Here is an 11,218-nt window from a genome sequence, read left to right on the forward strand (position 1 = left end):
GCCACCATGCACAACCTCGCCATGGCAGGGTGAAACAGCAGGTCAGCCATCACCCAGCCATGCCCGCCGCCAAGCCTTCTGCAACACCCTTTAGGGCTGAAAGTGTCTGTGCAGGGCGTGGTCGTGTGGGATGTGGTGGAGCCGACGGTGATGCCGGGACAGGTTCTGCTGGCGGTCGGGGTGGAGCCACAGTCGAGTGCTGCTGTTGACGTCATCCGGGCAGCCGGCCGGCTGGGAGCGGTGGCAGTGGTCCTCGGCCCGAACCGTCCTGGCCAGTCCTGTCCGGTGGTGCGTTCGGCTGCCGCGGATGCGGGTGTGGCCGTGCTCTTTCGCACCCCCTGGGGTTGGCAGATGCCGTGGCGGTGATGGTCGGCGGGGCGGTGACGATCGAGGACCTGCAGTCACGGGTGCTCGCCTACTCGTCCACGGATGAGGATGTGGACGACATGCGTCGGCGGACCATCCTCGGTCGCCGAGCGCCGGATGCGGCGGTTGCCGAGCTGCGGGAGACCGGCTTCTTCCGGTTGCTGTGGGGGTCGGGGGATGTAGTGCGTCGTCCGGCTGAAGAAGATCTGCCCGAGCGGTTGGTCGTTGCGGTCACCGCGGGTGGAGAGGCATTGGGAACGATCTGGGTGGCGGCCGCCGGGCGACCGTTGCCGGAGACGGCCGCAGACAACCTACGTGCGGCTGCGCGTGCAGCCGCACCGCATTTGCTCCATCACCGTTCCCGCGGGGCGGGGCAGCTACAGGCGGTCCAGCAGGCGGCGCGGGCGCTGCTGGAGGGATCAGGGTCCGCCGAGGCGCTCGCGGCACGCACCGCGCTGCCGGTCGAAGGCCGATGCGCGGTTCTGGCGGTGCACGCCGTGTCCGGACCACGCGGCGGTCGGAACGAAGACCGTGTACCGGACTTGGTGGCCGTCGCGTGTGCCGCGCACGGGTATGAGGCGGTCGTGATGACGGTCGTCGGTGGTGTGCTGGTGCTGCTGGGCGACCTGGCGCCGGACGCGCAGCGCGCTGCGGCGCAGGTGGCGCGGCTCGGTGAGGCCCTTGTCGGCCAGCTGTCGGCGGCCATCGCCACGCAGGTCTGCGTCGGTCTCGGGGAGGTCTCGGCGAACCTGCACCAGGCGGCTGAATCCCGGCGGACAGCCGACCTGGCTCTGCGAGCACTGCTGTCCCGCGATGGCTCCCGTGCCGTCGCACGGGTGGGAGAGGTCGCAGAGGCGGTGTCGATGCTGCACATCGTGGACACGCTGCGCGAGGTGTCGCTGCCGGTGGAGCTGCCGGTGACGCGTCTGGCGGCCTACGATGCTGAGCACGGCGGCGCCCTGATCGACACTTTGCGCTCCTACCTCGACCATTTCTCAGACGTACCAGCTGCAGCCCGGGCGCTGGGCGTCCACCCCAACACTTTCCGCTATCGCATCCGGCGGGTACGTGAGGTGTGCGGTATCGATCTGGACGATCCCGATGCGCGGCTCCTGGCCCAGCTGCAGCTGCGCCTCATGCGTCACGACAACGCCGACAACGGCTGAGGATGTCGCCGCACACCACCGCGACGGGTCGGCTTCGTGCTCCGGCACAACGCAGAACCGGTCACTCGCGGCTTCTTGTCCGCGGGCGTCTCTCGCCACCGAGAAGTATGGGCGCGGGGTCGAAGACGCGACCTCACAAGCACGGCAGCCTGGGATCTGTGCGCCCAGTGTGCCCGGGTACTCACTTCGACGACCCGGAAGGTGCATGGTGACCGGATCCCAGGCAGCAGCACAGCGACGAGAACGCATCCTCAGCGCCGCGATACGACAGCGGCTCATCGACCCCGACGGGGCGTTGCTGGCGGGGTTCGTCGACCTCGACGGCGTCGCCGACAGCGTCGCCGCGCTTCAACAGGCCTTCCCGGATTCGGTGGCCGTGCTGCACGCGTTCGCGGCGAAGGCAAACCCGCTCGTGCCCCTGCTTGCGGAGCTTCGGGGACTCGGCATGGGCTGCGAGGTGGCCAGCGCCGGGGAACTCGCCCAGGCCTTGGCCGCCGGCTTCACGCCGGAACAGATCGTCTTCGACTCGCCGGCGAAGACCCGCGCTGAGCTCCTCCAGGCCCTGGAGTTGGGCGTCACGGTGAACGCGGACAACTTCCAGGAGCTGGATCGCATCAGCGACGTCCTCGCCTCCCGATCATCGACCTCGCGGATCGGCGTACGCATCAACCCCCAGGTCGGCGCCGGCTCTATCGCAGCGAGCAGCACCGCGACCGCAACGTCCAAGTTCGGCATCGCGCTGGAGGACGACGGCAACATGCAGCGGCTCCTGAAGGCGTACCGGGAGCATCCCTCCCTGACCTGGGTGCATGCGCACGTTGGATCACAGGGCTGCCCGCTCGACCTGATCGCCCAGGGCATAGCGAAGACTGTCGCCTTCGCTGAGAAAATCAGCGCCGAACTCGGCCGGCGACAGGTCATCGGCATCGATATCGGCGGCGGGCTCCCGGTCGACTTCGACAGCGACGACACGGGCCCCGGCTTCGACGCCTACGTGGCCCGGCTGCGTGAACACGCGCCGGCCTTGTTCACCGGCGGATACGAGGTCGTTACCGAGTTTCGAGTTTGGGCACTCCCTGCTCTCCAAGAACGGATTCACCGCCGCCTACGTCGAGTACACCAAAACTTCCGGGCAACGCCCGATCGCGATCACCCACGCCGGCGCCCAGGTCGCCGCCCGCACCGTCTTCCAGCCCGACTCCTGGCCCCTACGTGTCACCGCACACCACCCCACCGGCGCCGCCAAGACCGGACCACTGGTGGTTCAGGACATCGCGGGTCCCCTCTGCTTCGCGGGAGATCTGATCGCCCGAGCCCGTCCCCTGCCCGCACTCGCCCGGGCGACGTCGTGGCGATCCTCGACACCGGCGCCTATTGCTTCTCCGCCCCCTACCACTTCAATACCCTGCCCGAACCCGCCGTCTACGGCGTCCGTACCGACGGGGACGGAGACCCCCGGTTCGAACTGCTCCGTTCCGCCCAGACCATCGACGACCTCCTCACCCGAGCGAGCCGATAATCCACTTTGGCAACGCGCCGTGTTCTTTCCTCATCACGCACACCGCGTCCGCCGAGTGATCGGCGACGAGGTCTACCGCGACAACCCGAAACCGCGGTTCGCTCTGGAGGCTCGCGGCATGCGATACGTGCTCGCAGTGGCCTGCTCGGCCGAAGTGCCACCGGAGGGGCAAATTCCGTGCGGATGCTTGAGCGTCGCCTCCAGGTGGTTGAGGCATTCCCGAGCGAGAAGGCTGGGCCGGACTTCAATGAGGTTGAGCGACTGTTCATCGGCGTTGCCGTCCGGCATTTTCACGATCTGGCCTACCGGCTCGGTCGAGAGCGAAGGTTGAAGATCGCTGAGCTTCCGGCTCGAACCACCCGTCGATCCTGTCGGCTGATGAGCGACGGTGGGGCTTGTGGTGTCTAAAGTGGTGGGGTGGACAGGCAGAAGGAGATCAGGGACTTTCTGGTGTCGCGGCGGGGCCGAGTGTCGCCGCAGCAAGTGGGGTTGCCTGCGCTGGGAACCCACCGCAGGGTTCCGGGGCTGCGCAGGGAGGAGGTCGCGCTGCTGGCCGGCGTGAGCGTCGACTACTACGTGCGTCTGGAGCGCGGCCGACTAGCAGGGGCTTCGGATTCCGTGTTGGATGCGGTGGCCGATGCGCTGCACCTTGATGAGGCGGAACGGTCCCACCTTTTCGCTCTTGCACGTGCGAGCGGTGGCGGGGGGCTCGCAGCGGGAGAGGACGGTGTACCGGAGGGTGTCCAGCGGGTGCTGGATGCGATGGGATCGGCGCCCGCGTTTGTGTGGAACCGGCGGCTGGACCTGGTCGCGGCCAATCACCTCGGCTACGCCCTGTACGCACCACTGCTCGGGGCGGCGTCGGCCGGTCCGACGAACATCGCGCGGTTCAAGTTCCTCGATCCTGCGGCTCGGTCATTCTTCTATGACTGGGAGACGTCGATCCGCAATACGGTCGCTCTGCTGCGAACCGGAGCCGGGATGATGCCCGACGATCAGGGCATGAAAGACCTGGTGCAAGAGCTGTCGGCGGCCAGCGAGCCGTTCGCCCGATGCTGGCGCGACCACGACGTGCGGCTGCACTGGAGCGGGGTGAAGGAGTACGAGCATCCCGCGGTGGGACGGCTGAGCCTGCCGTTCGAGACGCTGACGCTGCCGGGGCGGCCGGACCTGATGCTGTCGGTCCTGACGCCGGATCCGGGCAGTGAGTGCGAGCAGCGGGTGCGGCAGTTGTCCGACTGGGCCGATGCGCATCCGACGCTTGTGCCGCTGGGCTGACTTGCTGTCGTGTGCCCTGGTCAGGAACGAGCGGGGTCCTCGTGGTGGGTCTGTTCCTCTTCGGTGGCGGCCCAGGAGGCGAGCAGCTGCAGGGCGTCGTGGTCCGGGGTCCCGGGTTCGGCGCCGTAGGCGGTCAGGGTGAGGCCGGGCTGTGCGGGCAGTTCCATGGCGTCGAAGTCGAGGGTGATCTCGCCGATGGCCGGGTGGCGGAAGGACTTGCGGCCGGTGTGGTGCAGGCGCACGTTGTGCTTGGCCCAGGCTGCGCGGAACTCGTCGCTGCGGGTGACGAGTTCACCGATCAGCCCAGTCAGCTCGGGGTCGCCGGGGGCTCGGCCGGCTTCGGTGCGCAGCAGGGAGACGGTGGTGTTGACGGAGGCGTTCCAGTCGGGGAAGAAGTCGCGGCTGGTGGGGTCGAGGAACTGGAAACGGGCGATGTTGACGGGGCGAGCTGAGCCGGTGAACAGGGGGGCGTAGAGGGCACGTCCGAGCGGGTTGACGGCGAGGATGTCGAGTCGGCCGTTGCGGATGAAGGCCGGGGCGTTGGTCATGGAGTCCAGGACGCGGACGAGGCTGGCCGGGACGGCGGCCTTGTGCTTGCGGGCGGTGCGGCGGGGCGGACGGTGGCGCTGGGCGGCGGCCAGGTCGCGGAGGTGGGCGCGTTCGGCGTCGTCGAGCTGGAGGGCCTGGCTGAGGGCGTCGAGGACCTCTTCCGAGGCGCCGGCGAGCTGGCCGCGCTCCAGACGGGCGTAGTAGTCGATGCTGACACCGGCGAGCATGGCGACCTCCTCGCGGCGCAGCCCGGGCACTCTGCGGTTGCCGCCGCCGAAGGCGGGCAGGCCTGCCTGCTGGGGAGTGATCTTGGCGCGGCGGGTGGCGAGGAACTGTCGGATCTCGTGGGCGGTGTCCATGCAGATCAGGTTAGGCGGGGTGCAGCAGAGCTGGGGGGCCCTGTGAGTACCTGTACCAGCAGTGCCTTCCGTAAGGCTGTGAGCCGCGGTTCCCTCGATGGTGGCAGCGGATGTGGTCCGGTCCCGGCTGGCCGACAGCGAGCAAGACCGCATCCTCGCGTTCGTTCCGTCACAGGGAGTCACCCCATGGCAAAGCAGTCCGCGCCTCAGGAGCTGGCCGGCATCGCGCCGAAGCTCGTCGAGCTCACCAACGAAGTCCTGTTCCAGGACGTTTGGGAGCGCCCCGGGCTCTCCCCGCGGGACCGCAGCCTGGTCACGGTCAGTGTGCTGGCCGCCCTCTACCGCAACGAGCAGCTGCCGTATCACCTGGGTGTGGCCCTGGACAACGGGCTCACGGTGGAGGAGCTGTCCGAGGCGATCACGCACCTGGCGTTCTACGCCGGATGGCCCAACGCGATGACCGCGATCACCCTGCTGAAGAAGATCGCGGACGAGCGCTCCGCCTGATCCCCGGCGCGAGGAGCAAACCGGCCCCGCACGATCAGCGGGGCGTAGTGAACCAAAGCAAAGGAACAACATGGCTGGCAACGGATTCGACCAGATCTTCCCGCTCGGGGAGAGGAACGACGCCTTCGCGCAGTACTTCATCGGCCAGAGCTACCTGGCTCCGCTCGCCTCGGGGAGTGTTCCCGTCAGCAACGTGTCCTTCGAGCCGGGATGCCGTAACAACTGGCACATCCACCACGGCATGGACGGCGGCGGTGACCAGATCCTGCTGTGCACGGCGGGCAGTGGCTGGTTCCAGGCCGAGGGCGAGGATCCCGTCAGCATGGAGCCCGGAACGGTGATCCGCGTCCCGGCGGGCACGAAGCACTGGCACGGCGCGAAGGCCGACTCGTGGTTCTCGCACGTCGCCTTCATCACGCCGGGCGAAGGCGTCAGCAACGAATGGCTCGAGCCGGTCACCGACGAGGTGTACGGCGCGCTGCCGAGGAACGGAGCGAACGCATGACCATCCTGGACGAGACCTACACCCTGTCCAACGGCGTCGCAATCCCCAAGCTGGGGCTCGGTACCTGGTTCATCGACGACGACAAGGCGGCTGACGCCGTCCGCGCAGCCGTGGAAATCGGCTATCGCAATATCGACACCGCCCAGGCATACGGCAACGAGCGCGGCGTCGGCGAGGGCGTGCGCACCGCCGCGGTACCCCGCGACGAGGTGTTCGTCTCGACGAAACTCGCAGCCGAGATCAAGGACTACGACCAGGCGGTCGCCTCGATCGACGAGTCACTTCACAAGCTCGGCCTCGAGTACATCGACCTGATGCTCATCCACAGCCCGCAGCCGTGGGACGACTTCCGCGGCGGCGACTACGCCGAAGGCAACCGCGCGGCATGGCGCGCGCTCGAAGAGGCCCACCAGGCCGGCAAGATCCGCTCCATCGGGGTGTCCAACTTCCAGCAGCAGGACCTGGAGAATCTCCTCCAGGGCGCGACCGTCGTGCCGCATGTGAACCAGCTGCTCGTCCACGCCGGCAACACCCCCTCCGACCTCCTGGACTACTGCGAGAGCAAGCAGATCCTCGTCGAGGCGTACTCACCGATCGCACACGGAGCGGTCCTGAAGAACGCCGAAGTCCAGGCGATGGCCAAGGAACACGGTGTGTCCGTCCCGCAGTTGTGCATCCGTTACACCCTGCAGTTGGGGGCTGTATCGCTGCCCAAGACGGCGAACCCGGAGCACATGAGGTCCAACGCCGAGGTCGACTTCGAGATCTCCGGCGATGACATGGACGCCCTGCGAGACATGCGCGACGTGGACTACGGCGAGCACAGCGCCTTCCCTGTCTACAGCGGCAAGTGACGCCGGACGGGCGCTACCTCGCGCGCCGAGCGCGGCCAGTACGGCGGCCCGCTGCAGCCGCAGGTAGATGGCCACGGTCTCGTTTTCCGTGATCTGCCGATCCAGGTGGGCAAGGATCACCCGGAGCCGGGGCGGGTCAGGTGGCAGCTGGGACATCGCGCGCACCATCCCCGTACGGGGTGACGCACATGGTCAGCTCCTTCCTCCCCGCCCTGTTGTGTGCAGCGCCGATCGGGCAGATGTCGTCTGCCATTGCTCCCAGTGCGAATGGAACAGCACCTCACCCGACAGTCGAATGAGCTTTCGCCGCAGGAACGTGCGTGGCTGGGTGGCGAGCCGGTGGTAGACGGTGCGCCACTCCTCGATGGCCTGGGTGAGGTCGGATGGAATCTGTCGCATGAGAATTCAATCTTGTGCTCGATTTGCGCGGCGAGTGGGAGCCGACGGGTGTGGTCGTAGTGTGATCCGGTGCTACGGGACACGGTCGATGGAGCGCGCGGCCGTTGAGGCCATCATCGACAGTTGACGGATCGTATGAAACCGTCTGTGACCTGGTGGAACAAGGTGCGGTGGAACGAGATCAAGATCCCGCCGGAGCCAGGTCTGTACCCGCGCATGGCCAAGGCGCTGGAAGTTCCGGAGCGCAGGGTGGCGGAAATGGTCGCCGAGCAGTGGTGTGGGGTGAGGCCGGATGACACGGTCCCCGAGCGGCTGCGCCACCTGATGGCAGTGGCGCGAGGGGTCAAAAGCGACGAGGACCTGAAGCTCCTCGTCGACCTCGCTCATGCGCTCAGCGTGAAGCACGGAGCAGAGCGGCTCGTGGAGTTGCTCGACCCGGACCCTGACGAGGTGATCAAGAAGCTGGAGGCTGAGAAGGGTGGCCGCCGCGTGGTGAAGGTCAGGAGGGCAGGCAGCGCTTAGGTGAGGTCGGCCCCGCCCCCTCGATCTCTTGGCCGGAGCAGAGGCGGGGCCTCCCCAACAGTCGGGCCTACGGCCCCCGACCACGTAGAGATAGAGCGGGAAGTGGGTCGGAGTGCTGAATGTCAGAGGTGGCGTGAGGGCGCGCCTTCTCCCGGAGGCCGGCGACGACCAGCTCGTGCGCGGCTTCAGCTTTGATGAGGGGGCAGGGGACGTGGCCGGCCCACGCGTCGGTCCAGTGACCGTTGCGGCGGACTCCGGTGTCTCGACAAGCCTCTGACCTGCGGTGATCAAACTCCGATGACACAAACTCGGGCGTCCGTCGAAGTCCGATGGCAAACGGTCAAACTCCAGTGGCACGGGACATCCGGCTACCCGACCACACAGGTATCTCCTCGCCACGGTCGTCGCGCAACGAAAGCTATGCGCGTGCGGGGGGGGGCAGGTCGTAGCGGCTGACGGCCACGTAGGTTTCCGGCGTCGCTGCTTCGAGGAGCCTCTCGTCACCCTCCAGGTCGAGTTCCGGTTCCTGGGGACGACGGAGAAGGTCGCTCCAGTCGCTCGCTGCACCTCGCTCGTAGGCGTCGCGGAGCAGGGGACGCAGGCGTGGGCGGGCTTCCTCTTGCTGTTCGCGGAAGATGCGCCGCTGGGTGAGTCGCTGTTCTTCCTGGGCTTCGTCGCTGAGTTCCAGGTCGGCGGGCGGCTGGTCCTCGGCGCGCAGTCCTGGGGTGCGCCGGGCGATGGCGAGGTCCTCCTCGTGGAGGCGCTCGCAGGCGGCGAAAAGCTTCCGGGACATGCCGAGGTGGACCTCCGTGCCCGGGATGCGGCAGCTCAGGAAGTCGTCGAGGCCCATGGAACGGATCCGACGCGCAAGGTGTGCTGGTCTGTGCCGGTCGCTGCTCCGCGGGCGTCGGCCCGCATGGTGAGAGCCGGTGGTGCACTACTCAGTGGCAGCGGGAGGCGAAAAGGTTGCCGACTGTTTCTCGGAATTCATGCCGCCGACCCGGTCGGGACGGAGCGCCCCGGGTGGGGTGGCCGGTGCCATGGGCCGGCTGAACACATGAACCATGAACCGCTCCGGGTCTGATGGAGGCTCGAGCGGCTCAACCAGACCACGCGACCTGATCGGACACACTTAGTGCAAGGACCCCTCAACCCGTGTGCTCGGGCGCACGTTGTGTGCGTTCGGTCGTCCCGCACCAGTGCAGCGCCGCATTGATCTCGCGGGGGTCTGTGTTCGATGAGGTAGTCGTATCCCCACATGCCGCCGCAGTCCTCGGGCGGGCGGGCTCGGCGACCGGTGAGGCATCGGGGGTAGGCGGTGTGCGGCTCGGGCTCGGTGATGTCCTCGATGAGGATGTCGTGTTCCCGGTCGTCGCCGAAGTCTTGGGCATTGCGGAGCCGGTCGCCGGGGTGGGCAGCGACCTGGCGGAGCTGTTTGGAGGTGGCATTGCCGATGCCCAGGTCACGGTCGGCGGCGCCGCATCTGTCCCGTCCGCATTCGAAGGCCCACAGGTGGCAGTCCTCCCAGCCGAAGGCGGCCTGGATGACATCGTGCAGTTCGCGCAAGGTGATGCCGGACGGCACCTCCAAGCGGCGCCGGATCGGAGGCCGGGAGTCCCACAAGGTGATCTTCAGGACGATGCACGGACAACGAGTTCGGTACGGAGGATGACGTGGCGCCAAGCCACGGACGGCTCTTCCATATCCTCCAGCAGGATGCGGATCATGGCCCGGCCGATGTCCTCCAGTGGCTGACGGACTGTGGTCAGGGGCGGCTCGGTGCGCTGGGCAAGCGGAAAATCATCGAAGCCGATCACGGCGACGTCATCGGGAACTCGTCGCCCCGCAGCACGCAGTGTCTGCAGGGCCCCCGCCGCCGTGGTGTCCGACGCGGCGAGAACGCCGTCGAGTTCAGGGTGCCGTTGGAGCAGTTCGGCCATGGCACGGCGCCCGCTGTCCTCCGTGAAGTCTCCCTCGGCGACCATGGACTGTTGGTACTTCAGGCCCGCCAGCCCCAGCGCGTCCTGGTAGCCGCGCAACCGGCATTGGGCGGCGTACATGTCCAGTGGACCGGTGATGGTGGCGATCGACCTGCGACCCCTCGCCAGTAGGTGGGAGACGGCGCTGCGGGCACCGCCCACGTTGTCGGCGTCCACGTAACTGATGGACTCGTCGCCTGACCTGCGCCCCAGCATCACGGTCGGCAACCGCGCCTCGGCAAGCATGTCCGGCAGCGGATCTCCCGCATGTACGGACATCAGCAACACTCCGTCGACCCGGCCACCGCGTGCGTATTCGAGGAAGCGCTGCCGCTCGGCGCCCGAGCGGACCAGGGTCAGCATCAACTGCATTCCTGTGTCCGCCAGCGCGTCCCCGAGCGAGCCCACGATCTCCGAAAAGAAAGGCTCGGCGAAGAGTCTCCAGTCGGGCTCCGTCAGGACGAGGGCGACAGCATCGGTCCCCCGCCCGGCCAGAGATCGGGCTGCGCTGTTCGGGACGTACCCCAGTTCCTCGATGGCACGTTGTACGGCGTGCCGTGTCGACTCCTTCACTCCGGTGGCGTTGTTGATGACGCGCGAGACCGTGCCTCGCCCCACCCCGGCGCGAGCGGCAACCTCTTCCAACGTCGGCGTGCCGGGGCGTCGCCTGCCCATGACCACCTCCCCACGAGGTTACCGATCTTACGGGCCGGTGGAACCAGGCGTGAGGACTATGCGCATGGCTCATGCTGTATCGGCCAAGAACACGTGGGGTCGGAGAGATAGGGGTCGAGCAGGACGTAGTGAGAGCACGCGCTACTGGGAGCGCTCCCGAAAGTTCGGGCCGCGCCGCTCGGCCCATTGGAGCCGGCGTCCAGAGCGACGTGCGAAGAAGCCGGACGGCCCCCTGTGCGGGTGGGGACCGTCCGGCCGGGTGACCCCGTCTCCCTTCCGACGGGTCGCGTACGCGATCCTCGGCGAGGGGCTACTCCAGGAGTTCCGCGTACGAGCCCATGGCCAAGGCGATGTCCGCCTGAGCCCAGAACCGGTGGTACGTGAACGACGGGACCGCACCGCCCGCGAGATAACTCTCGATCTTCGACCAGGCCGGGTCGTCCTCGTAGAAGGAGCGGATCGACTCGAACGTCGACGACGAGTTGATCGCGTCACCGTTCGGCATCGTGCCCGTCCAGCCACTCGGGATGGACACCCGGT

Annotated in this window: 12 protein-coding genes and 2 pseudogenes; 8 read left to right on the forward strand and 6 right to left on the reverse strand. The window is 67.6% G+C overall.

Annotated elements, in window-relative coordinates; genetic code table 11:
• The first annotated feature begins 365 nt into the window (after positions 1-365).
• The 4 genes and pseudogenes from ABTX60_RS42260 (at position 366) to ABTX60_RS42275 (ending at position 4,329) form a co-directional block, all read left to right on the forward strand.
• Positions 366-1,532 (forward strand): helix-turn-helix domain-containing protein, encoded by a 1,167-nt coding sequence (locus ABTX60_RS42260; protein ID WP_352101965.1) that lies wholly within the window; start codon positions 366-368, stop codon positions 1,530-1,532.
• Between the two features lie 205 nt (positions 1,533-1,737).
• Positions 1,738-3,051, forward strand: a pseudogene (locus tag ABTX60_RS43385) (type III PLP-dependent enzyme domain-containing protein).
• A 40-nt stretch (positions 3,052-3,091) separates the two neighbouring features.
• A pseudogene (locus ABTX60_RS43390) lies at positions 3,092-3,236 on the forward strand (IS701 family transposase); the annotation flags it as partial.
• A 232-nt stretch (positions 3,237-3,468) separates the two neighbouring features.
• On the forward strand, positions 3,469-4,329 hold the full coding sequence (locus ABTX60_RS42275) for a helix-turn-helix transcriptional regulator (protein ID WP_352101955.1): 861 nt from the start codon (positions 3,469-3,471) through the stop codon (positions 4,327-4,329).
• 20 nt (positions 4,330-4,349) lie between these two features.
• Here the strand turns inward: ABTX60_RS42275 and ABTX60_RS42280 are convergent, their stop codons facing one another.
• A complete protein-coding gene (locus ABTX60_RS42280) occupies positions 4,350-5,237 on the reverse strand; it encodes a helix-turn-helix transcriptional regulator (RefSeq protein ID WP_352101956.1) in 888 nt (295 codons plus the stop codon).
• A gap of 186 nt (positions 5,238-5,423) precedes the next feature.
• Here ABTX60_RS42280 and ABTX60_RS42285 point away from each other — a divergent pair, with 186 nt between their 5' ends.
• The 3 genes from ABTX60_RS42285 (at position 5,424) to ABTX60_RS42295 (ending at position 7,103) form a co-directional block, all read left to right on the forward strand.
• Positions 5,424-5,744: a carboxymuconolactone decarboxylase family protein gene (locus tag ABTX60_RS42285; protein ID WP_352101957.1), complete on the forward strand. Its 321-nt coding sequence runs from the start codon at positions 5,424-5,426 to the stop codon at positions 5,742-5,744.
• A 70-nt stretch (positions 5,745-5,814) separates the two neighbouring features.
• Positions 5,815-6,249, forward strand: coding sequence for a cupin domain-containing protein (locus ABTX60_RS42290; RefSeq protein WP_352101958.1), 435 nt, complete (start codon positions 5,815-5,817; stop codon positions 6,247-6,249).
• Positions 6,246-7,103, forward strand: coding sequence for an aldo/keto reductase (locus ABTX60_RS42295; RefSeq protein ID WP_352101959.1), 858 nt, complete (start codon positions 6,246-6,248; stop codon positions 7,101-7,103). The genes ABTX60_RS42290 and ABTX60_RS42295 overlap by 4 nt, the downstream gene beginning before the upstream one ends.
• A 192-nt stretch (positions 7,104-7,295) precedes the next feature.
• Here the strand turns inward: ABTX60_RS42295 and ABTX60_RS42300 are convergent, their stop codons facing one another.
• The gene (locus tag ABTX60_RS42300; protein ID WP_352101960.1) at positions 7,296-7,502 is read right to left on the reverse strand and encodes a DUF8825 domain-containing protein; all 207 of its coding nucleotides are present in this window, start codon (positions 7,500-7,502) and stop codon (positions 7,296-7,298) included.
• 147 nt (positions 7,503-7,649) lie between these two features.
• Between ABTX60_RS42300 and ABTX60_RS42305 the strand changes: the two genes are divergently transcribed.
• On the forward strand, positions 7,650-8,024 hold the full coding sequence (locus ABTX60_RS42305; RefSeq protein ID WP_352101961.1) for a hypothetical protein: 375 nt from the start codon (positions 7,650-7,652) through the stop codon (positions 8,022-8,024).
• 418 nt (positions 8,025-8,442) lie between these two features.
• Here the strand turns inward: ABTX60_RS42305 and ABTX60_RS42310 are convergent, their stop codons facing one another.
• From ABTX60_RS42310 to ABTX60_RS42325, 4 genes are all read right to left on the reverse strand, one after another.
• The gene (locus ABTX60_RS42310; RefSeq protein ID WP_352101962.1) at positions 8,443-8,874 is read right to left on the reverse strand and encodes a hypothetical protein; all 432 of its coding nucleotides are present in this window, start codon (positions 8,872-8,874) and stop codon (positions 8,443-8,445) included.
• 137 nt (positions 8,875-9,011) lie between these two features.
• The gene (locus ABTX60_RS42315) at positions 9,012-9,608 is read right to left on the reverse strand and encodes a plasmid pRiA4b ORF-3 family protein (protein WP_352101966.1); all 597 of its coding nucleotides are present in this window, start codon (positions 9,606-9,608) and stop codon (positions 9,012-9,014) included.
• Between the two features lie 47 nt (positions 9,609-9,655).
• Positions 9,656-10,678 (reverse strand): LacI family DNA-binding transcriptional regulator, encoded by a 1,023-nt coding sequence (locus tag ABTX60_RS42320; RefSeq protein ID WP_352101963.1) that lies wholly within the window; start codon positions 10,676-10,678, stop codon positions 9,656-9,658.
• A 310-nt stretch (positions 10,679-10,988) separates the two neighbouring features.
• On the reverse strand, positions 10,989-11,218 hold a 230-nt coding region (locus tag ABTX60_RS42325), incomplete at its 5' end, for a glycoside hydrolase family 48 protein (RefSeq protein WP_352101964.1).

Source organism: Streptomyces sp. NPDC126510, assembly GCF_040302345.1.
Taxonomy (GTDB): domain Bacteria; phylum Actinomycetota; class Actinomycetes; order Streptomycetales; family Streptomycetaceae; genus Streptomyces.